Source organism: Mesorhizobium sp. M0663, assembly GCF_040320585.1.
Classification (GTDB): domain Bacteria; phylum Pseudomonadota; class Alphaproteobacteria; order Rhizobiales; family Rhizobiaceae; genus Mesorhizobium.
Genome location: NZ_JAMYPX010000004.1, coordinates 169,903 through 190,018, shown reverse-complemented (window position 1 = coordinate 190,018; position 20,116 = coordinate 169,903). Strand labels below are relative to the sequence as shown.

Genomic DNA, 20,116 nt, shown 5'->3' with positions numbered 1-20,116 from the left:
CCAAATGCCTCTTAGCATCGAATTTTTGAACGCGCCTCCCGCTTTGCGGGCTGGCCCGACAAAAAGAAGCCCCTGCGGCAAGCGGCGCCTACGGCAGTTTCGGCCTCAGGATGCGGTCTTGGCGCCGACCACCTTGAGCGCTGGACGCTTGCGGCGAATGCCGATGCGGCCTGCCACCGGCGCGTCGGCGCGGCGGTCGGCCTGCTCTTTCTCGGCAAACAGCCAGTCGATGAACAATTGCACGATCGGCGCCGACCGCATCTCGTTGCGGCAGACGATGTAGAAATCGTCGACGGCCGGCACGGAAAGACTGAACGGGGCGACAAGCAGGCCCCTGGCGAGCAGTCCGCTTGCCGTCACCGTGTCGCCGAGCGCCACGCCATGGCCGTGGACAGCGGCCTCGGTCGCCATGCGCGCGTCGCCAAGATGGTGGCGGCGGCCGCGCTCCAGGTCCAGCGCGTCAGCGGCGGCCAGCCAGGTATGCCATTCGCGGCCGTCGTCGCCATGCAGGAAGACGTGATCGGCGAGGTCGCGGACGGTGCGGATCGGGCGGTTGTTGATCAGCGTCGGGCTGACCACCGGGAACAGTTCGAGGCCCGACCATTTGCGCATCCAGCAGTCGGTCCAGCTGCCGTCACCATAGTGCACGCAGACATCGATATGCGGTGCGCGGACGTCCTTGGCATCATTGGATGGGATCAGCGTCAGCCTGATATCCGGATATTGCGACGTGAAGCTGCCCAGCCGCGGGATCATCCACAGCAACAGTAGCGCCGGCACGCAGGATACAGAGAGAACGCCGGTGCTGGCCGGCCTCGTCATGCGCTGCGTGGCGGCGGCAATGCCGTCGAAGGCGGTCGACACCGCCGGCAGCAACTCGGCGCCGTGTGGCGTCAGCTTCACCCGCTGACCGGCACGCTCGAACAGCTTGACACCCAACGATTGCTCGAGCGCCTTGATCTGATGGCTGATGGCGCCGTGGGTGACGTTGAGCTCAGCCGCCGCCTTGGTCAGCGAGGCGTGGCGCGCCGTCGCCTCGAAGGCGCGCAGCGGGTTGAGCGGTGGCAAACGCTTGGCCATTTGGACCCGAGGCTCTGTGAGATTTTCTCACAGATAACACACTAACAATATCAATTGATTTTTCAATGCAGCTACGGGACACTTTGCCCAGGCATTGCATCAAGACGTGAAATCTGCAGGCAGCCGACGGCTGCGGCTATCGGGACCGCTGTCCGCGCGCCGCACCAGCCATGGAGGACCGACATGGGTTACGACCGCGGCAAGCTCGAAGCGTTGCGCCGCAAATACGGCGAGAGCCATGGCGGCGAAATGTTCGACCCGAAATTCCAGCGTGTCGCCGACAAGATCTTCTCCAAGACCGGCACGCGACTGGCGCCCTATTCCGGCATCCCGACCTTCCTCGCGGCGCCCTATCGTGAAATCGCCGCCGACAATCCGGATTTCGGCGATCTGCAGGTGGCGATGATCGGTGTGCCGATGGATCTGGGCGTCACCAACCGGCCGGGCGCCCGTTTCGGGCCAAGGGCGCTGCGCGCCATCGAGCGCATCGGCCCCTACAATCATGTGCTGGAATGCGCACCGACGCATGAGCTGAAGGTCGCCGACATCGGCGATGTGCCGTTCCAGAGCCGCTACCGGCTAGAGACCAGCCATGACGACATCGAACGCCGCACCAACCAGATCGTCGACGCCGGCGTTCTGCCGCTTTCGGTCGGCGGCGATCATTCGATCAGCCATCCGATCCTGAAGGCGGTCGGCAAAAAGGCGCCTGTGGGCATGATCCATATCGACGCCCATTGCGACACCAGCGGCCTGTTCGACATGACCAAGTTCCACCATGGCGGGCCGTTCCGTAACGCGGTGCTGGACGGCGTGCTCGACCCGAGCCGCACCATCCAGATCGGCATTCGCGGCTCGGCCGAGTATCTGTGGGAGTTCACCTATGAGTCCGGCATGACCGTCGTGCATGCCGAAGAGGTGACCGGCCTCGGCATTCCCGCCATTATCGACAAGGCGCGCAGGATAGTCGGCGACGGCCCGACCTATGTCTCGTTCGATATCGACAGCATCGATCCTGCCTTCGCGCCGGGCACCGGCACGCCGGAGGTCGGCGGGCTGACGACGCGCGAAGTGCTCGAGCTGCTGCGCGGCCTGAAAGGCCTCAACATCGTCGGCGGCGACGTCGTCGAGGTGGCACCGCAGTACGACGCGACCAGCAACACGGCGCATGCCGGCGCGCAGGTGCTGTTCGAGATCCTCAGCCTGATCGTCTTCAGCCCGGCAATCACCAGCAAGGCGGGCTGACACGCTCGACCATGATCCCGAAAAGGCGGAACCGGTTTTCGGAGAAGATCATGGTCCACTAGAGAACCCAAAGGCGACCGCCGCGCTGGAGTCGGCGGTTGCACTCAAACAAACAAGCTTCCAGCAGGGGAATGACAATGACACTTCACATGAAGCTCAAATCATCCATCGCCGCCGTGCTGATGCTCGGCGCGACCGGTCTTGCTTTCACCAACCAGGCCGCCAATGCCGACGCGATCGACGACATCGCCAAGGCCGGCGCCATCAATGTCGGCATCTTTTCCGACTTCCCGCCCTTCTCCTCGGCCAGCGCCGACATGAGCATCAAGGGCTACGACATCGACGTGGCGCAATCCATCGCCGACCAGCTCAAGGTCAAGCTCAATCTGGTCAGCGTGACCGGCCAGAACCGCATTCCGTACCTGACCGACAAGCGCGTCGACCTGCTGATGAGCGTCGGCTATTCCAAGGAGCGTGAGCAGGTGATCGATTTCGCCGCCGCCTACGCGCCCTATTACATCGCCGTCATCGGCCCGGCAGCTCTTGCGGTCAAAGGCAAGGAAGACCTCGCCGACAAGTCGATCGCCGTCAATCGCGGCACGCTGGAGGATACCTCGCTGACCGAGGCGGCACCGGCCTCGGCCGACATCCGCCGCTTCGACAACTATAATTCCGTCATCCAGGCCTTCATTTCGGGCCAGACCCAGCTGATGGTGGTCGGCAACGATGTCGGCGCCCAGGTGCTTGCCCGCCAGGAGGAACTGAAGCCGGAGCAGAAATTCCAGCTTCTCACCTCGCCCTCGCATATCGGCCTCAACAAGAAGGAAGACCGCCTGAAGCAGGCGGTCAATGACGCGGTTGCCAAGATGCTGGCCGACGGCAGACTGGACGAAAGCTCGAAAGCCTGGCTGAAGACGCCGCTCGATCCCGCCAATCTCAAGGATTGATGGCCGGTGAGCTATAGCCTCGACTTCGGCTGGCTTGCCGGGGCGACAGGGGCGATCGCGCGCGGCGCGGCCACGACGATCCTGTTGATCGCCGTGACCACGCTGGCGGGAACGTTGCTCAGCATCCTCGGCGCCGCAGGGCGGCGGAACGGTCCGCTCCTGCTCAAGCGGGCGATCGGCGTCTATGTCGAGGTGATCCGCAACACGCCGTTCCTGGTGCAGCTATTCTTCATCTTCTTCGGGCTGCCCAGCATCGGCGTCAGGCTCGATCCGGTGCTGGCAGCCATGCTGGCGATGACGCTCAACATGGCCGCCTATACGATCGAGATCGTTGGCGCCGGGCTCGACGCGGTGCCGCCCGGGCAGACGGAAGCGGCACTGGCGCTTGGGCTCAGGCCGCGCCAGGTCTTCATCAAGATCGTGCTGCCGCAGGCGCTCAAGGTGATCTATCCGGCGCTGACCAGCCAGATCGTTATCATGATGCTGGAATCCGCCGTGGTATCGCAGATCGCCGTTCGCGAGCTGACCTATGAAGCCGACATGCTGCAGGCGCGCACGTTCCGGGCTTTCGAGACCTATCTCATCGTGACGATGGTCTATCTCATCCTGTCGATTGGGCTGCGCCGGCTGCTGGTCGGCGGCGGGCGCCGGCTTCTCGGAGCCGGCGTGTCATGATCGAATTTACCTTCTGGGACATTCTGCGCAACCTGCTGCTGGCGGCGCGCTGGACGGTGCTCTTGTCGCTGGCCGCCTTTGTCGGCGGGGCCGTGGTCGGCATGATCGTGTTGTTCTTCCGGATCGCCAAGAATAAATGGGCGCGCCGGTTTGCCTCCGGCTACATCGCGCTTTTCCAGGGCACGCCGCTGCTGATGCAGCTCTTCCTGATGTTCTTCGGCTTGCCGATGCTGGGCCTGCGCATCGAGCCGTGGACCGCGGCGGTGCTTGGCCTGACCTTCTTTGCCAGCGCCTATCTCGCCGAGATCTGGCGCGGCGGCGTCGATGCACTGCCGCGCGGCCAGTGGGACGCCGGCGCCAGCCTCGGCCTGCACTATCTACAGGAACTCCGGCTGATCATCTTGCCTCAGGCGTTTTCGATCACCCGCGCACCGACCGTCGGCTTTCTGGTGCAGCTGATCAAGTCGACCGCGCTGACGTCGATCATCGGTTTCGAGGAGCTGGTGAGGACATCCAACGCGATCAACAATGCGACCTTCGAACCGTTCAAAGTCTATGGGCTGGTAGCGCTGATCTTCTTCGTCATGTGCTTTCCGCTGACGCAATACGCACGTTCGCTCGAGCAGCGGGCGGCGGCCCGCTGAGCGTGCGACCAGCAATTCAACGCCCGAATACCAGCGGCGGCGCGATCCTGTCACGCCGCAGCCAGCGCCCTAGCAAGAGCGCCGCAACTACCGCCAGTCCCGACGACAGGCCGATCCAGATGCCGACGCCGTTGAAGCCGAAACGAAAGGCCAGCAGCACGCCGAGCGGCAGCCCGATGCCCCAATAGCCGATCGCGGCATAGATCATCGGCACCTTGGTGTCGTGCAGGCCGCGCAGCATGCCGCTGGCGACCGCCTGCGCACCGTCAAAAACCTGGAACAGCGCGGCAAAGGCGAGGAACGACACGGCAAGCGCCACCACCTCGGCATTAGCCGGATTGCCGAGATCGATGAAGGCGCCGATCAAGAGATGCGGCCACAGGATCATCACTAGCCCCATCAGCGCCATGAAGGAGACACCGACGACATAGGCGGTCCAGCCAGCCCGGCTGACACCTTCCGGATTGCCGGCGCCGTGGGCAAGTCCGACGCGCACCGTCACCGCCTGGTTGAGGCCGAGCGGCACCATGAAGGTGATCGAGGCGATCTGGATGGCGATCGCATGGGCGGCAAGCGAAGCTGCATCGATCAGGCCCATGAGAAAGGCCGCCGCGTTGAAGATCGTCACCTCGAACGCCAGCAGGCCCGCGATCGGCAGGCCGAGCCGCAGCAGGCCCTTGAAGCGCGGCCAATCGGCGCGCCAGAAGCGTCCGAACAGACGATAGCGCCGGAATTTCTTCTCAAGCATCACCACCGCCGCCATGCCGGCGAACATCAACGTGCTGGACAGAGTGGTGGCGAGGCCGGAGCCGGCGATGCCCATCGATTGGATGCCGAGATTGCCGAACATGAACAGCCAGTTGAAGAAGGCGTTGCAGGCGACGGCAACGAACACGATGATCAGCGCCCAGCCCGGCCGCTCCAGCGCCGAAATGAACGAGCGCAGGACGATGTAGCCGAAAAAGGGCAGCACCGCCCATTCGAGCCAGCGCAGATAGATGCCGGCCTGGTGCGCCAGCGCCGGTTCCTGACCCATGGCCAGCAACACGCTCTCGCCGTGCCAGAGAAGGGCCCAGATCGGAATGCAAATGAGGATCGCCAGCCACAGACCCTGGCGCACGGTGCGGCGCAGGTCGCGCACCGAGTGCCGACGGCGGCCGAGCTCGGTCGCCATCATCGGCGAGGTCGCCAGCATCAGGCCGAGCCCGAAGATAAGCGGCATGAAGTAGAGGTTGGCACCAAGCGCACCGCTGGCCAGCGTGTCCGGCCCCAGCCGCCCCATCATCATGACGTCGGTAGCGGTCATCGCGGTCTGGCCGAGATTGGTCAGCACCATCGGCCAGGCGAGCGCCAGCATCGCCCTGATTTCCCGACGCCAAAGGTTTTCCGGCGCGCGAGCGTCGGCTTCGATCGCAGACATTCTAGTTTTCCGCCTATCCGATTGCGGCACGTCGGCAAGAGCCGGAAGCCGCGTCTCAGCGCGGAAAATGGCCAAGATCGGCCGGATTCCGCATTACGACGGGTTTGTCTATCAAATGGGCACCGGTGGCAAGAGGCTGACTTGCGGAAGGGTTAAGCCAGTCGGTTCAATGCAGGCTATTGGAGAGGCTATGGAAGCCGCTATGGTCGCGGCAGAATCCATTTGAAAGGCAGCCTGATGAGCGCGTTTCCCGAAATCTATCTGGTTCGGCATGGCGAGACGGAATGGAGTGCGTCCGGAAAACATACCGGCCGAACCGACATACCGCTGACGCCGGCCGGCGAGGAAGCGGCAAGGCGGATCGCTGAGCGGCTCAAGGGCCTGTCCTTCTCGGCGGTGTGGTCGAGCCCGTCGCAGCGCGCCTTCAACACCTGTGCGCTGGCCGGCTTCGGCTCGTCAGGCGTGAAGAAGGACGATCTGGCGGAGTGGGATTATGGTGCCTATGAGGGATTGACCACCAAGCAAATCCTCGCCGAGCGCCCCGGCTGGCGTCTCTTTCGCGACGGCTGCCCGAGCGGCGAGTCCGCCACGGATGTCGGCTCGAGGGCGGACCGGATCGTCAGCCAGTTGCGCGAGGTCGGCAGCAATGTCCTGGTCTTCTCAAGCTCGCATTTCCTTAGGGTGCTGGCCGCACGCTGCCTCGGCCTGCCGCCGCAAGCCGGCGCGTTTTTCGTGCTGGATACCGCCGGCATAAGCGTGCTCGGTTATGAGCACGACCTTGACGAGCCGGTCATCCGGCGCTGGAACCAGAGATAGCAACCGATCCCGATTTATCGGATCGCGTCCAGCGCCTGCCTTTGCCTGTGCATTTCGAGAAACACGCGGTAGTCGCGATCGAACCGGCCGGCGGCAGCCGGATTGGGCTCTCGCGTCCTGCCGCCCTGTTGCATGGCGACGCAGGCAGCGTTCAAATCGGGAAAAAGCCTGGCCGCGGTGGCGGCAATCATGCCGGTGCCGAGCAGCACCGCTTCATCCGCCAGCGGCTCGACCACCGTGCAGCCGGTGGCATCGGCATAGAGCTCCATCAACAGCGGGTTCTTGGTGTGGCCGCCGGTGACGTGCAGCGTGTCGATCAGATAGCCGTTCTCGTTCAGCGCTTCCAGCACATGACGGACGCCAAGCGCGATGCTGACGGCGGTGCGCCAGTAGAGCTTGCACAGACTGTCGAAGGAGGCATCCAGCGTCAGCCCGCTGATGACGCCGACGGCATGCGGGTCGGCGAGCGGCGAGCGGTTGCCGTGGAAATCGGGCAGTACGTGCAGCCTTGCGGCGAGGTTGTCGCCCTCGGCGGCGCGCAGCTCGGCGACGCGGTGGGCAATCCTGGCATGCATGGCGGCATCCGGCTCGCCGCCGGCGCCATGCCAGCGGATGATGTGGTCGAGCAGCGCGCCGGTGGCCGACTGGCCACCTTCCGACAGCCACAGGCCGGGAAGGGCTGCGCCATAATATGGGCCCCAGACACCGGCGAAAGGCTGCGGATCGGGCGACATCGCCATGACGCAACTCGACGTACCTGCAATCAGGGCCAGATGGCGGCCGATGTTCGTCGCGTCACCGGCGAAACCGCCGAGCACGCCAAGCGCGCCGGCATAGGCATCGATGACGCCGGCGCCGACCCGGCATTTTTCGGTGAGGCCAAGCTCCGTCGCGGCTTGCGCGCCGAGCGGGCCGATATCGGCACCGACCGGGCTTGCCTTTTCCGGCAGGTTGCCGTGCTCAAAGATATCGCCGAGCCCGACGGCTTCGAAGAAGTCGCGCCGCCAGCCGGTCGCTTCATGGGCTAGATAGGTCCATTTGGCGGTCAGCGTGCATTGTGAACGGGAGAGCGAGCCGCTTGCCTTCCAGGTGAGGAAGTCGGTGAGGTCGAATAGATAGCCGGCTTCGTTCCATGTTCCGGGCAGGTTGCGCTTCAGCCACATCAGCTTCGGCGTCTCCATTTCCGGCGACATGACGCCGCCGATATAGTCGAGCACAGCGTGGCCGCTTTCAGTGCATTCGTCGGCCTCGGCAATTGCGCGATGGTCGAGCCAGACAATGGTGTCCCAGCGCCTTTCACCAGTGACGGACACGCTGAGCTGGCCGCCATGCCGGTCTCGCACCACCAGCGAGCAGGTGGCATCAAAGGAGATGCCGACGATATCCTCGGCCCGCACGCCCGCCTTTTCGCGGGCAGCGCGGACGGCCATGCACACCGCCGACCATATATCCTGCGAATCGTGCTCGGCATGGTCGGCCTTCGGCTGTTGCATGGCGATCGGGTGCTCGGCGCGGCCGAGCAAGGCGCCACCGGTGTCGAGAATGCCGGCACGAGCGCTTCCGGTGCCGACATCGACCGCGCAAACGAAACTGTTGGTCAAGGTGTTCTTGCTCTCGCTCCCAGGCCTGCAATCAGATCGGGCAATTGCAGCATGTCAGCGAATATAAAGTCCGGCTCACTCGACGCAAGCCGCGCTTTCAATGCCGGGTTGCCGGTGTGCGAGCCGCCGGTGAAGGCAAGGACGCGCATGCCGGCCGCCCGCGCCGCCTCGATGCCGGCCGGGCTGTCCTCGACGACGAGGCAGTTTCGCGGGGCCGCTCTCATTTTATCTGCTGCGTGGAGAAAGAGATCGGGCGCCGGTTTGCCCCGCGCCACCATGGCGGCGCTGAACAAATGCGGCTCCAGCAGCCCAAGCAACCCGGTGACGGCGAGCGCATAGCGGATGCGTTCCAGGGTGCCGGAGGAGGCGACGCAGCACGGTACGCCGAGCCTCGGCAGGACCTGTGCGATACCTGGCATCGGTTTCAGCTCCTCGCGGAATCTGCGCATCAGTTCGGAGCGCATCTCGGTCAGATGCTGGTCGGTGAGATCGAGCCCGAAGTCGCTTGCGAGGATTTCGCGGACGCTCTTCATGCTCTTGCCGAGGAAGTGCTCGTAGGCAATGTCCTCGCTGACGTTGCCGCCGGCAAGCGCGATCATCTCCAGCAATGCCGAGACGGACAGCATCTCACTGTCCACCAGCACGCCGTCACAGTCGAAAATGACTAGTTCAGGCGTCATCGCGCTGGATCGGCTTCAGAGGTCGCCGGCGAGATAGCGCGTCAGTGTCGCGCGCGCGCCGTCCGCCCACAGCAGTCTCAGCGCTTGGCCGAAGGCTTCAGCGAACGGCGGCGAGCGGCCGACATCGCCATAGATGTCCTCCATGGCAAGCCAGGCGGCAGGCATGTCCCTGGCCGCCTTGGCCGTCGCCTGCAACCGGCCCCAGTTCGGGTCGTTGGGCTCGGTGACGGCACCGGAATCCGTCGTGCCGAAGCAGTAGCGACACCAGAGCGCCGATTCCAGCGCAAGGCCGGTGACACTTTTGCCAGCCTTCAGTCGGTCGGCGATGGTCGGGATGATGAATTTCGGCTGGCGGTTGGAGCCGTCGAGGCAAAGCCGGCGTATGGTGTCGCCGATCTTCGGATTGGAGAAGCGGTGCTCGATGAGCTGGTAGTAATCTTCGAGGTCGGTGTCCGGAACCGGCGGCACGGTCGGGATGATTTCGTCATGCTCGAGCTTGTCGAGGAAGCCGCGTACCAGCGGCTCCTGCATCGCCTCATGGACGAAATGGATGTCCATCAGCCCGGCCGGATAGGCGATGGTCGCATGGCCGCCATTGAGGATGCGGATCTTCATCAGCTCATAGGGCGCGACGTCGCTGACGAACTGCACGCCGACCTTTTCCAGCGGCGGGCGGCCGTCGGTGAAACGGTCCTCCAGCACCCATTGCTTGAACGGTTCGCAAAACACCGGCCAATTGTCGTCGAGGCCGAACTCGCTGGAGAGAATGCCGCGCTCGCGGTCGGTGGTGGCCGGCGTGATGCGGTCGACCATGCCATTGGGAAAGGCAACGTTCTCGCTCACCCAGTTTGCCAAACCTTCGTCGATCAGCCGCGCAAGGCCGATGACGCCATCTGAGGTGACGTGGCCGTTATGGGGGATGTTGTCGCAGGACATAATTGTGAAGGGCACGATACCGTCGGCGCGGCGGCGCAGCAGCCCGGCGAGGACGAGGCCGAAGACGGTCTTCGGCGTCGCCCCCGGCTCAGCGTCGGCAACGATGTCGGGATGTGTCGGATTGAAGACGCCGGATGCCGGATCGATGAAATATCCGCCCTCGGTAATGGTCAGGGAGACGATCTTGATCGACGGATCGGCAAGCCGCTCGACGATTGCGACCGCATCGCCCGGCACCAGAAAGTCGATCATGACGCCGGTGACGCGCGCGCTCATATGGCCGCTGTCCTGCTCGACCACGGTGGTCAGCCAGTCCTGCTCCTGCAACTTGCCGCGGCCGACCTTCTCGCCCTCGAAGACGCCGGCGCCAACAATGGCCCAGTCGTGGCCGACACCCGAATTGAACAGGTCGTCGAGATAGACGGCCTGGTGCGAGCGATGGAAATTGCCGACGCCGAAATGCACGATGCCGGCCTTGAGCGCGGCGCGATCATATTTCGGGCCGGCGACCTTGGGCGGCAGCTTGGCGAGGATGGAAGAAGAGAGTTTCACGGTCATCTGCTTTTACCCTTTAGCGGGACGGCTCTTCCCCCCGTGGAGGAGACGGGGGGAAGAGCGCCTTCGCCCCCTCAACTCATCCACTGGCCGCCATCGACATTGTAGGTCTGGGCGACGATGTACTCGGCCTCATCGCTGGCCAGGAACACCGCCATGCCGGTGAGGTCTTGCGCCGTGCCCATGCGGCCATAAGGCACGGCTTCGCCGACCAGCCTCTTCTTCTCGCCCCTCGGCCGGTTCTCGAACTTGGCGAACAAGGCATCGACATGGTCCCAATGCTCGCCGTCGACGACACCCGGGGCGATGGCATTGACGTTGATGCGGTGTTTGATCAGATCGAGCCCTGCCGACTGGGTGAGCGAGATGACCGCCGCCTTGGTGGCGCAGTAGACGGTGACCAGCGCCTCGCCGCGGCGCCCGGCCTGGCTTGCCATGTTGATGATCTTGCCGCCCTTGCCCCGGGCAATCATCGAACGGGCGGCGGCCTGCAACGTAAACAGCGTGCCGGCGACGTTGACCGAAAACAATTTGTCGTAGCTTGTCTTGGTGATCTCGACGATCGGCGCCAGGTCGAACAAAGCAGCGTTGTTGATCAAGATATCCAGGCCGCCGGCCCTGGCTTCGACCGCCTTGACGGCCTCATCGATAGACGCGAGATCGGTGACGTCGAGCTTTACCGCGTAGGCGTTGCGGCCGATTTCCGAAGCCGTCTTCTCGGCGGCTTCGAGATTGATGTCGCCAATCGCGACCGTCGCCCCTTCGCGCATGTAGGCTTCGGCAAACGCCCTGCCGATGCCGCGCGCCGATCCGGTAATCAGCGCCGATTTACCCCGGAGCCTCATTGCAGCATCGCCTTCCCGTCGGCGCCGAAACGATGCAGCTTGGCCTTTTCCGGCGTCAGGTAGATCGTGTCGCCGTGATGGGCGGCCAACTCGCCGTCGGCACGCACCGTCAGCTGCCCGACACCATCCGCCTGGACGTGCAAAAACGTGTCGGAGCCGAGATGCTCGGCAACCCCGACCGTCGCCTTCCAGTCGCCTGACGTCTTCGAAATGTTCATATGCTCCGGGCGAATGCCGACTGTCTTGGCGCCATATTTGGCGGCCGGCGCGCCTTCGATCAGGTTCATCTTCGGCGAACCTATGAAGCCGGCGACGAACAGGTTCTTCGGCGTCTTATAGAGCTCCATCGGCGAGCCGACCTGCTCGATATTGCCGGCATTGAGCACGACGATCTTGTCGGCCATGGTCATCGCCTCGATCTGGTCGTGGGTGACGTAGACCATGGTTGTCTTGAGCTGGTGATGCAGCTCGCTGATCTCCAGCCGCATGGTGCCGCGCAGCGCCGCGTCGAGATTGGACAAAGGCTCGTCGAACAGGAAGGCGGACGGCTGGCGCACGATGGCGCGGCCGATGGCGACGCGCTGCCGCTGACCGCCGGAGAGCTGGCCGGGGCGGCGGTCGAGGTAGTTGGTGAGGTTCAGGATCCGCGCGGCGTCCTTCACCTTCTTGTCGATGGTCGCCTGGTCCTCGCCCGCCATCTTCAGCGGGAAGGCGATGTTCTTGGCCACCGTCATGTGCGGGTAGAGCGCATAGGACTGGAACACCATAGCCAGCTTGCGCTTGGCCGGCGCCTCGCCGGTGACGTCGCGACCATCGATGATGATGGTGCCGCCGCTGGTATCCTCGAGACCGGCGATCAGACGCAACAGGGTGGATTTGCCGCAGCCCGACGGGCCGACGAAGACGACGAACTCTCCGTCCTCGATGACGAGATCGAGGCCGGGGATGATGGACGTCGCCCCGAAGGATTTGGAGACGTTCTTGAGCGTGATGTTTCCCATGGTTTCCTCCCCCGAAGGGCTATCTTTTCGTTTTGCGTCAGGCGATGCCCGCTACTTTACCGCACCGAATGTCAGGCCTCGGACCAGCTGCTTCTGGCTGAACCAGCCCATGATCAGTATCGGCGCGATCGCCAGCGTCGAGGCGGCCGAAAGCTTGGCCCAGAACAGCCCCTGCGGGCTGGAGAAGGAGCTGATGAAAGCGGTGAGCGGCGCGGCCTCGGTGGTGGTCAGCCGGATCGTCCAGAACGCCTCGTTCCAGGCGAGAATGATGTTGAGCAGCATGGTCGAGGCGATGCCGGGGACCGCCATCGGCGTCAGCACATAGATGATCTCGTTCCAGAGCGATGCGCCGTCCATGCGCGCCGCTTCCAGGATCTCGCCCGGGATCTCGCGAAAATAGGTGTAAAGCATCCAGACCACGATCGGCAGGTTGATCAGCATCAGCATGACCATCAGGCCGATGCGGCTGTCGAGCAGACCGGTATCGCGGAAGATCAGATAGATCGGAAACAGCACGGCGACGGCCGGCATCATCTTGGTGGAAAGCATCCACATCAGGATGTCCTTGGTGCGTTTGCCCGGCGAAAACGCCATCGACCATGCCGCCGGTATGGCGACGAGCAGAGCCAGGATGGTCGAGCCGACCGACAGGAACACCGAGTTCAGGAAGAATTTGAAATAGCCGTTCTGCGCCTGGACCTCGGAATAGCTCTCCGTGGTTCCCGACGGGAACAGGTTGAAGCCCTGGATAGCCTCCTGCTCCGACTTGAACGAGGTGATGATCGTATAGAGGATCGGGAAGAAGATCAGCAGCGCGACGATCCAGGCGGCCGCGGTAGCAATCGTCTTGTGCTGGGTGGTGACTGCACGTGCCATGGTCAGGTCCTCCCTATCGGCGATGTTGGCGGCAGGGTCGACCCCCACTCCGGTTTGCTGCGCAAACCACCTCTCCCCCGATCGACGGGGTAGAGGAAGGGCGCGGCTTCGATGCAGGCCTTTCCTCTCTCCCGGGCAGGGGGAGAGGTGTCCCGCGCAGCGGGACGGAGTGGGGGTGGTTCAGCGCACGTGCCATCTTATCCTCCCTTATTTATCCAGGTTCTTGCCGACAGCGCGCATGGCGAAGAAGGCAACGATGTTGGCGAGAATGACGGCAATGATACCGCCGGCGGACGCCTGGCCGATTTTGAACTCCAGCAATGCCTTCTGATAGACGAGGAAGGGCAGGTTGGTGGAGGCGTAACCCGGGCCGCCATTGGTGGTGACGAGGATCTCGGCATAGACCGACAGCAGGAAGATCGTCTGGATCAGGATGACGACGGTTATGGCGCGCGACATATGAGGCAGCGTCAAATAGATGAAGCGGCTGATGAAGCCGGCGCCGTCCATTTCGGCGGCTTCCTTCTGCTCGACGTCGAGCGACTGAAGCGCGGTCAACAGGATCAGCGTAGCAAACGGCAGCCATTGCCAGGCAACGATGATGATGATCGCCAGGAGCGGGTGCTGCCCGAACCAATCGATCGGCTGCCCGCCGAAGAAGCGCGCAATATCGGCGAAAACCCCGTACTGCGGATGCATGATCATGTTCTTCCAGACCAGTGCTGCCACCGGTGGCATGACGAAGAACGGCGAGATGACAAGGATGCGGACGATGCCCTGTCCCCACATCGGCTGATCGAGCAGAAGGGCGAGCAGAATACCGCCGATCACCGTGATCAAAAGCACGCTGACGACGATGGTGAGCGTGTTGAGGATCGACTGCAGGAATGCCGGGTTGGAATAGAACAGCGCGTAGTTCGAAAACCCGACGAAGCCGTCGCGCATCGGATTGAGCGGGTTGTATTGCTGGAAGGAAAACCACAGCGTGAATGCCAGCGGCACAATCATCCAGACCAGCAGCAGCACCACGGATGGCGCCATCATGAAACGGGCAAGCGAACGGGTCTGCTGAGTAGCCATGACGGTCACCCTTCGAGGTCGGCCAAGTTTTTCAGCGGTGTGAAAGCTGGCCGCCCGAACTGGGATTCGGGCGGCCGTTGCCGGTCGCCATTGGCAACCGGCACCGGGAGGAGCTTACTTGATGTAACCGCCCTCGGTCATCGTCGCGGTGGCGGCGTCCTGCGCCTGCTTCAAGGCATCGTCGACGCTCGACTGGCCGGCAAGTGCCGCCGAGAAGAGCTGGCCGACGGTGGTGCCGAGACCCTGGAACTCAGGAATGGCGACGAACTGGACGCCGACATAAGGCACCGGCTTGACGGTCGGGTGCGTCGGATCGGCGGAGTTGATCGAGTCCAGCGTCATCTTGGCGAAAGGTGCTGCCTTCTGGTATTCGGGATTGGCATAGAGCGACGAGCGCGTTCCCGGCGGAACGTTGGCCCAGCCTTCCTTCGAGGCGACGAGCTCGGCATAGTGCTTGCTGGTTGCCCAGGATACGAACTTTTGAGCGGCGTCGGCCTTCTGCGTGCCGGCGGGGATGGCTAGCGACCATGCCCACAGCCAATTGCCGCGCTTGCCGAGGCCATTGTCCGGCGCCAGCGCATAGCCGACCTTGTCGGCGACGGTGGAGTTCTTCGGGTCGGAAACGAAGGAGGCAGCGACGGTAGCGTCGATCCACATGCCGCATTTGCCCTGCTGGAACAGCGCCAGGTTTTCGTTGAAGCCGTTGGACGACGCGCCCTCGGGGCCGTCGGCCTTCATCAGGTCGACATAGAACTGCAGCGTGTTCTTCCATTCGGGCTGGTCGAATTGCGGCTTCCAGTTCTCGTCGAACCAGCGCGCGCCGAATGAGTTCGACATGGCGGTCAGGAAGGCCATGTTCTCGCCCCAGCCGGCCTTGCCGCGCAGGCAGACGCCGTTCACGCCGTTGGCGCGGTCGGTCATCTTGTCGGCGGCCTGCTTGATGAAGTCCCAGGTCGGTGCATCGGGCATCTTGAGTCCGGCCTTGTCCATCAGGTCCTTGCGGTACATGACGAAGGAGCTTTCGCCGTAGAACGGGGCTGCGTAGAGCTTGCCGTCGACCGACAGGCCGCCGGCTATGGCCGGGATGATGTCCTTGACGTCGTAATCGTCGCCGAGCTTGTCGAGCGGCAAAAGCCAGTTCTGCTTGGCCCAGATCGGCACTTCGTAGGTGCCGATGGTCATCACGTCGTACTGGCCACCCTTGGTGGCGATGTCGGTGGTGACGCGCTCGCGCAGGACGTTTTCCTCGAGCGTGACCCACTGCAGCTGAATGTCGGGATTTTTGGCGGTGAAGTCGTCGGTCAGCTTCTGCATGCGGACCATGTCGCCATTGTTGACCGTGGCGATGGTGATGGATTCGGCATGCGCGGCGAAAGCGAGGGCGCCGGCCGAGAACAGGCCTAGGGTGAACGTGCGAAGTTTCATCAAAATTCCTCCCATAAACCAAGATGAGCATTTGCCTTGGCTGTGAGCAATTACTCACTTGCGATGAATTATGTCAAGACGGATTCGTTGCTGCAGCGCAGCACGCCGGGTCTCGTGCAGCGGCAAGCCTGGGACGTTTGCGGCATGTCTGACGAAGGATTCGGCCGGGCTGATTGGGCCCGGCGCTTTGCTATCGGGCTTGCTGGGATTCAGCCTACTGGCAAGCGATCTCGCTCAGGATCCAATCGCGGAAGGCGCGGATCTTCGGCACGTTGCGTCGTGCCGTCGGATAGACCAGCCAATAGGCGTGGCCGTCGTCTCCGACCAGATCAAAGGGCTGGATCAGGCGGCCGTCGGCAAGTTCGGTCTTGAACAGCGCCTTGGTAACGATCGCCACGCCGTGGCCGGCAATCGCGGCATTGGCCTCGTAGGCCTGCGCGCCCATGCTGGTGCCGGGACGCCTGGCCAGTTCCTCGACCGGCAGGCCGGCGGCGGCAAACCAGTCCCGCCACCAGATGTCACCCGGGTCGAGGATCGGCAGCCGCAGCAGGTCGGCCGGCTCCTTGACGCCGCCGATGCTTGCCGCGAGCTTTGGACTAAGGACCGGCGTGAAATCGGCCCTGAAAAGCATATGGGTCTCGACGCCCGGCCAGTTGCCGCCGCCGGAGCGGATGGCGATGTCGATATCCTCTCTGGCAAAGTCGACAACCCTGTTCGAAGTATCGACGCGCACCGCCAGCGACGGATGCGCGACCTGGAACGAACCGAGATGCTGCGCCAGCCAGTTGGAGGCAAATGTCAGCAGCGTCGAAACGCAAAGCAAGCCGTCGGCGCCGGTGCGCGCGGCGGCATAGGCGCCGCTCAACAGCGCGAACGCCTCGCTGACCGCAGGCGCCAGGCGCTGGCCGGGTTCGGTCAGCACGATCTGTTTTGGCTGGCGCAAGAACAGGGGCGCGCCGATGCGCTCCTCCAGAAGCTTGATCTGATAGCTTGCCGCCGCCTGCGTCATGCCAAGCTCCTGGGCGGCCTTGGTGAACGAGAGATGCCGCGCCACCGCCTCGAACACCCGGATCGCCTGAAGCGGAGGAAGCTGCGAAACCAGCTGTCGTGAATTGAGCTCCGGCATAAGCCCTCCTTATGGGCAGTGATCGACGTTTGATTGGCGGCACCGGCCGGTCCTACCGATATTCCGTATTGAAGATCAATTACGCCTAGAGATAGCGAAGGCTGACGATCATGACCACAATACAGGAAAAGCTGCTTCTTGCTCCAGCCCATGGCTGGTTTTCACGGTTGGCGCGGGGATTGGCAAGGCACGCGGCGCGGAAACGGGCCTATCTCGACGTCCGGGAGCTGCCGCCGCATCTGCAGCGCGACATGGGCTTTCTCGACGGCAACGATCCTTGCGGCCGGCACCAGTAGTGACGCTCGTTTTATCGGGGATTCAGATGCGTTTCGATTTCACATGATCGTTTCCGACCGCCAGCGGCTCGGAGATCATGCGCCCGCCAGCAAGGCGGCGGCGGTCCGCTCATCGGTGATGAGGCCGTTGACCAACCGCCGGTTGACGGCGGCGAAGATGCCCGGCAGCTTGCGGTCGCCCATGGCAAGCGCGATCACCAGCGACTTTTCGCGCGACGGCAGCGGCGCCGACGACACCCGATCATTGGTGATGCCCTCGATCATGCGGCCGTCACGATCGAATACCCAGCCGACGATCTCGGCGACGCCGCCGGCCTTCTGCAGCGCCTTTAATTCGCCCTCCGAAATGAAGCCGTCCTCGTAAAGCGGCGCCTTCGGGCCGAGATCGCCGATGCCGACAAAGGTGACGTCGGCCTCGGCCGCAAGCGCCAGCGTCGGCTGGATCATCGGCTGGCTGAGCAGCATCTCGCGCTCCTCGGGCGAGGAAGCGATGACCGGCAAAGGCATCGGAAACGAACGCGCCTTGACCCTGTCGGCCATGGTGAAGATGACGTTGTAGAAGGCCGCCGAGCCGTCCGGCGAGATGTTGCCGGTCAGCGACACCACTTTGTGCTGCGGGCATTCCATCGGCGGCAGTTGCTCGATCGCGGCCTTCAGCGTGCGGCCGGTGCCGATCGCCATTACGATCGGCACCGGCGACCGCAGCCGCCGTTCGATCTCGGCCGCCGCCGCCTCGGCGACGCCGATGACGGTGGAGGAAGAAGAAGGGTCGCTCGGCACCACCTCGACCAGATCAAGCGCAAAGCGCGATTTCAGCCGTGCCGCAAGGTCGAGGCAATTGGCGATCGGATGGTCGACGCGCACCTTGATCAGCCCTTCGGAGACTGCGAGCGACACCAGCCGCTGCGCCGTCTGCCGCGAGATGCCAAGCGTGGCGGCGATCTGGTCCTGGGTGTTGCCTGCGACATAATAGAGCCAGCCGGCACGCGCCGCGTCGTCCAGCCTGTTGCCGCCGCTGTCCTGCCGCGAATTCAAGTTCCTGCCTCCCAACCCCGCCGAGCATAAGAGGCGGAGCGCAGTAGTTTCGCAGGGAATGAACTTGCGCGCAATTGCCTATTGTAAGAGCAATTGCTTAGTGATGAAACTTGGTGTTTGGAGCGAAGTGACAGGTCGACCCAGTCTCGTTGCAACAGCAAGGCTGTCGAGGTCGCACCAATCCCGGTTCTAAAGCGCGTTGCGTTCGATCGGCCTCATGCGACGCGTTTTAGGTTCCTTTTTATGCATGTCGTCATCGCAAAACCGCTGCACACTTTGCGCGACATGCATTAGCGGGGACGCGGCGGTTTATCTCGCGCGCTAAACGCTTTAAGGAATTTTTTGAGAATGGAGCCTTGCATGACGCCGAAAGCGGTTTTCTGGGATATGGACGGCACGCTGGTCGACAGCGAGCCGCTGCACGAGGCGGCGCTGATTGCGGCGCTGCACAGCGTCGGCATCGCGCCGCCGGCCGACCTGCATGAGCGCGTGCTCGGCATCGCCGCATGGCCGGTCTACGAAATGCTGCGCGACGAGTTCGGCCTCGACCTGCCTTTCGACGATTGGATCGTGCGCAAATACGATCACTATCTGCCGATGGCCGAAACGCTGACGCCACGCACCGGCGCGATCGAGATTTTCAATGAGCTGCTCGCGCTTGGCGTGCCGCAAGCGGTGGTGTCCAACTCGGACAGGCTGATCGTCGATGCCAATCTGCGCGCCGTAGGCCTCGTATATCCCGGCATGAAGACGGTCAGCCGCAACGACGTGCGTGAAGGCAAGCCGCATGCCGAACCTTTCCTGCGCGCCGCCTGGTTGGCCGACGTCGATCCCGCCGAGGCCGTGGCGGTCGACGACAGCGTGACCGGCGCCACGGCGGGGCTGGCAGCTGGAATGAAGACGATTTTCTGGCCAGAGGTGCCCATGGAGGGGCCGCCGGGGGCGATTGTCATCAACAGCGCCGGCGAATTGCGGGCCGAACTCGGGCTTTAAGCCAGGCCCGGCGGGACCGCGCTCAACTCCGGTAGGCAGGCTCCTGCTCGTCGAGGATCGCCTTCAGTTCGGAAAGGTGGCGCTCGGCCTGGCCGGGATAGTCTTCCTGTTCCCTTGCCGCTTTCTCCGCGATCTCATCCGACAGTACCCGCAGCGGCCGGCCGGTCCACAGCGCCTTGATATAGGTTTCGGCGGCGCGCTCGAAATAGAACATGCGGTTGAAGGTGTCGGCGACGCTGTCGCCGATGACCAGCACGCCATGGTTGCCCATCATCATCACCTTGACCTTCGGGTCGACAAGAAGCTGGGAGCAGCGCTCGCCCTCTTCCTCGAAGGCCAGCCCGCCATAATGAGCGTCGACGACATGGCGGTTGAAGAAGATCGCCGAGTTCTGGTCGATCGGCGGCAACGTCGAGTCGGCGAGCGAGGCAAGCACGGTGGCGTGGATCGAGTGGACATGCATGACGCAGCGTGCATGACGCACGTTGCGATGGATGGCACCATGCAGGCCCCACGCCGTCGGGTCGGGCGCATTCGGGCCGACCAGCGTGTCGGGATCATTGGCGTCGATCAGAAGCAGATCGCTCGCCTTGATGCGCGAGAAATGCACCTGGTTAGGGTTCATCAGGAATTGCGAGCCATCGTCGTTGACCGCCAGCGAAAAATGATTGGCCACCGCCTCATGCATGTTAAGCCGCGCCGTCCAGCGGAAGGCGCAAGCCAGATCGACGCGCTCCTCATAGAACGGCAGGTTGGTCAGCACTTCCTTCTGCAGGCGCGTGATGCTCATCGTAACCTCCGTGAAAGAAGCAAGGATGCCGCGCGGCTGGAACACGCGCA

General features: G+C 63.4%; 20 protein-coding genes. 7 read left to right on the top strand and 13 right to left on the bottom strand.

Going from position 1 to position 20,116, the window contains the following annotated elements:
• Window positions 1-105: 105 nt before the first annotated feature.
• The gene (gene gcvA, locus NKI54_RS10270) at window positions 106-1,080 is read right to left on the bottom strand and encodes a transcriptional regulator GcvA (protein ID WP_352634764.1); all 975 of its coding nucleotides are present in this window, start codon (window positions 1,078-1,080) and stop codon (window positions 106-108) included.
• A gap of 183 nt (window positions 1,081-1,263) precedes the next feature.
• Here gcvA (NKI54_RS10270) and speB point away from each other — a divergent pair, with 183 nt between their 5' ends.
• From speB to NKI54_RS10250, 4 genes are all read left to right on the top strand, one after another.
• Window positions 1,264-2,325 (top strand): agmatinase, encoded by a 1,062-nt coding sequence (gene speB / locus NKI54_RS10265; protein ID WP_352588634.1) that lies wholly within the window; start codon window positions 1,264-1,266, stop codon window positions 2,323-2,325.
• Between the two features lie 137 nt (window positions 2,326-2,462).
• Entirely contained in the window at window positions 2,463-3,272 is an 810-nt protein-coding gene (locus tag NKI54_RS10260; RefSeq protein ID WP_352588638.1) for a transporter substrate-binding domain-containing protein, read from the top strand.
• Between the two features lie 6 nt (window positions 3,273-3,278).
• Complete coding sequence (locus tag NKI54_RS10255; protein ID WP_352634762.1) at window positions 3,279-3,947, top strand: amino acid ABC transporter permease; 669 nt, start codon at window positions 3,279-3,281, stop codon at window positions 3,945-3,947.
• On the top strand, window positions 3,944-4,591 hold the full coding sequence (locus tag NKI54_RS10250) for an amino acid ABC transporter permease (RefSeq protein ID WP_023722520.1): 648 nt from the start codon (window positions 3,944-3,946) through the stop codon (window positions 4,589-4,591). Before NKI54_RS10255 ends, NKI54_RS10250 begins: the two co-directional genes overlap by 4 nt.
• A gap of 16 nt (window positions 4,592-4,607) precedes the next feature.
• Here the strand turns inward: NKI54_RS10250 and NKI54_RS10245 are convergent, their stop codons facing one another.
• Entirely contained in the window at window positions 4,608-6,011 is a 1,404-nt protein-coding gene (locus NKI54_RS10245) for an MATE family efflux transporter (RefSeq protein ID WP_352634760.1), read from the bottom strand.
• Window positions 6,012-6,245: 234 nt separating this feature from the next.
• Here NKI54_RS10245 and NKI54_RS10240 point away from each other — a divergent pair, with 234 nt between their 5' ends.
• Window positions 6,246-6,827: a histidine phosphatase family protein gene (locus NKI54_RS10240; protein WP_352635032.1), complete on the top strand. Its 582-nt coding sequence runs from the start codon at window positions 6,246-6,248 to the stop codon at window positions 6,825-6,827.
• Window positions 6,828-6,841: 14 nt separating this feature from the next.
• Here the strand turns inward: NKI54_RS10240 and NKI54_RS10235 are convergent, their stop codons facing one another.
• The 9 genes from NKI54_RS10235 to gcvA (NKI54_RS10195) all read right to left on the bottom strand — a co-directional run bounded on the left by NKI54_RS10235 (window position 6,842) and on the right by gcvA (NKI54_RS10195) (window position 16,952).
• Window positions 6,842-8,428, bottom strand: coding sequence for an FGGY-family carbohydrate kinase (locus NKI54_RS10235; RefSeq protein ID WP_352619426.1), 1,587 nt, complete (start codon window positions 8,426-8,428; stop codon window positions 6,842-6,844).
• Window positions 8,425-9,108: an HAD family hydrolase gene (locus NKI54_RS10230; RefSeq protein ID WP_352588650.1), complete on the bottom strand. Its 684-nt coding sequence runs from the start codon at window positions 9,106-9,108 to the stop codon at window positions 8,425-8,427. The genes NKI54_RS10235 and NKI54_RS10230 overlap by 4 nt, the downstream gene beginning before the upstream one ends.
• A 15-nt stretch (window positions 9,109-9,123) precedes the next feature.
• On the bottom strand, window positions 9,124-10,602 hold the full coding sequence (locus NKI54_RS10225; protein WP_352588653.1) for a mannitol dehydrogenase family protein: 1,479 nt from the start codon (window positions 10,600-10,602) through the stop codon (window positions 9,124-9,126).
• 71 nt (window positions 10,603-10,673) lie between these two features.
• Window positions 10,674-11,444: an L-iditol 2-dehydrogenase gene (locus tag NKI54_RS10220; RefSeq protein ID WP_023676990.1), complete on the bottom strand. Its 771-nt coding sequence runs from the start codon at window positions 11,442-11,444 to the stop codon at window positions 10,674-10,676.
• Entirely contained in the window at window positions 11,441-12,445 is a 1,005-nt protein-coding gene (locus tag NKI54_RS10215; protein ID WP_023676991.1) for an ABC transporter ATP-binding protein, read from the bottom strand. The genes NKI54_RS10220 and NKI54_RS10215 overlap by 4 nt, the downstream gene beginning before the upstream one ends.
• Window positions 12,446-12,496: 51 nt before the next feature.
• The gene (locus tag NKI54_RS10210) at window positions 12,497-13,321 is read right to left on the bottom strand and encodes a carbohydrate ABC transporter permease (RefSeq protein WP_023676992.1); all 825 of its coding nucleotides are present in this window, start codon (window positions 13,319-13,321) and stop codon (window positions 12,497-12,499) included.
• A 207-nt stretch (window positions 13,322-13,528) separates the two neighbouring features.
• Window positions 13,529-14,401: a carbohydrate ABC transporter permease gene (locus tag NKI54_RS10205; protein WP_023676993.1), complete on the bottom strand. Its 873-nt coding sequence runs from the start codon at window positions 14,399-14,401 to the stop codon at window positions 13,529-13,531.
• A gap of 114 nt (window positions 14,402-14,515) precedes the next feature.
• Window positions 14,516-15,826: an ABC transporter substrate-binding protein gene (locus tag NKI54_RS10200; protein ID WP_352634758.1), complete on the bottom strand. Its 1,311-nt coding sequence runs from the start codon at window positions 15,824-15,826 to the stop codon at window positions 14,516-14,518.
• Between the two features lie 214 nt (window positions 15,827-16,040).
• Window positions 16,041-16,952: a transcriptional regulator GcvA gene (gene gcvA / locus NKI54_RS10195; protein WP_352634756.1), complete on the bottom strand. Its 912-nt coding sequence runs from the start codon at window positions 16,950-16,952 to the stop codon at window positions 16,041-16,043.
• Between the two features lie 110 nt (window positions 16,953-17,062).
• On the opposite strand from gcvA (NKI54_RS10195), the gene NKI54_RS10190 reads away from it, so the two are divergent.
• On the top strand, window positions 17,063-17,248 hold the full coding sequence (locus tag NKI54_RS10190) for a hypothetical protein (RefSeq protein ID WP_254815832.1): 186 nt from the start codon (window positions 17,063-17,065) through the stop codon (window positions 17,246-17,248).
• 75 nt (window positions 17,249-17,323) lie between these two features.
• Here the strand turns inward: NKI54_RS10190 and NKI54_RS10185 are convergent, their stop codons facing one another.
• Complete coding sequence (locus tag NKI54_RS10185) at window positions 17,324-18,283, bottom strand: sugar-binding transcriptional regulator (protein WP_023676997.1); 960 nt, start codon at window positions 18,281-18,283, stop codon at window positions 17,324-17,326.
• A gap of 360 nt (window positions 18,284-18,643) precedes the next feature.
• On the opposite strand from NKI54_RS10185, the gene NKI54_RS10180 reads away from it, so the two are divergent.
• Complete coding sequence (locus NKI54_RS10180; protein ID WP_023676998.1) at window positions 18,644-19,276, top strand: HAD family hydrolase; 633 nt, start codon at window positions 18,644-18,646, stop codon at window positions 19,274-19,276.
• A gap of 22 nt (window positions 19,277-19,298) precedes the next feature.
• Here NKI54_RS10180 and NKI54_RS10175 read toward each other — a convergent pair whose 3' ends face one another.
• Window positions 19,299-20,066 carry a class II aldolase and adducin N-terminal domain-containing protein gene (locus NKI54_RS10175; RefSeq protein WP_352577614.1) on the bottom strand — a complete coding sequence of 256 codons (768 nt, stop codon included), beginning with the start codon at window positions 20,064-20,066 and terminating at the stop codon, window positions 19,299-19,301.
• Window positions 20,067-20,116: the final 50 nt, after the last annotated feature.

Bases quoted from the DNA above. Each gene is read 5' to 3' on its own strand.
- NKI54_RS10220 (WP_023676990.1), bottom strand. From the start codon at position 11,444: ATGAGGCTCCGGGGTAAATCGGCGCTGATTACCGGATCGGCGCGCGGC.
- speB (WP_352588634.1), top strand. From the start codon at position 1,264: ATGGGTTACGACCGCGGCAAGCTCGAAGCGTTGCGCCGCAAATACGGC.
- NKI54_RS10210 (WP_023676992.1), bottom strand. From the start codon at position 13,321: ATGGCACGTGCAGTCACCACCCAGCACAAGACGATTGCTACCGCGGCC.
- NKI54_RS10225 (WP_352588653.1), bottom strand. From the start codon at position 10,602: ATGACCGTGAAACTCTCTTCTTCCATCCTCGCCAAGCTGCCGCCCAAG.
- NKI54_RS10215 (WP_023676991.1), bottom strand. From the start codon at position 12,445: ATGGGAAACATCACGCTCAAGAACGTCTCCAAATCCTTCGGGGCGACG.
- NKI54_RS10245 (WP_352634760.1), bottom strand. From the start codon at position 6,011: ATGTCTGCGATCGAAGCCGACGCTCGCGCGCCGGAAAACCTTTGGCGT.
- NKI54_RS10230 (WP_352588650.1), bottom strand. From the start codon at position 9,108: ATGACGCCTGAACTAGTCATTTTCGACTGTGACGGCGTGCTGGTGGAC.
- gcvA (WP_352634764.1), bottom strand. From the start codon at position 1,080: ATGGCCAAGCGTTTGCCACCGCTCAACCCGCTGCGCGCCTTCGAGGCG.
- NKI54_RS10260 (WP_352588638.1), top strand. From the start codon at position 2,463: ATGACACTTCACATGAAGCTCAAATCATCCATCGCCGCCGTGCTGATG.
- NKI54_RS10200 (WP_352634758.1), bottom strand. From the start codon at position 15,826: ATGAAACTTCGCACGTTCACCCTAGGCCTGTTCTCGGCCGGCGCCCTC.
- NKI54_RS10205 (WP_023676993.1), bottom strand. From the start codon at position 14,401: ATGGCTACTCAGCAGACCCGTTCGCTTGCCCGTTTCATGATGGCGCCA.
- gcvA (WP_352634756.1), bottom strand. From the start codon at position 16,952: ATGCCGGAGCTCAATTCACGACAGCTGGTTTCGCAGCTTCCTCCGCTT.
- NKI54_RS10175 (WP_352577614.1), bottom strand. From the start codon at position 20,066: ATGAGCATCACGCGCCTGCAGAAGGAAGTGCTGACCAACCTGCCGTTC.
- NKI54_RS10250 (WP_023722520.1), top strand. From the start codon at position 3,944: ATGATCGAATTTACCTTCTGGGACATTCTGCGCAACCTGCTGCTGGCG.
- NKI54_RS10190 (WP_254815832.1), top strand. From the start codon at position 17,063: ATGACCACAATACAGGAAAAGCTGCTTCTTGCTCCAGCCCATGGCTGG.
- NKI54_RS10180 (WP_023676998.1), top strand. From the start codon at position 18,644: ATGACGCCGAAAGCGGTTTTCTGGGATATGGACGGCACGCTGGTCGAC.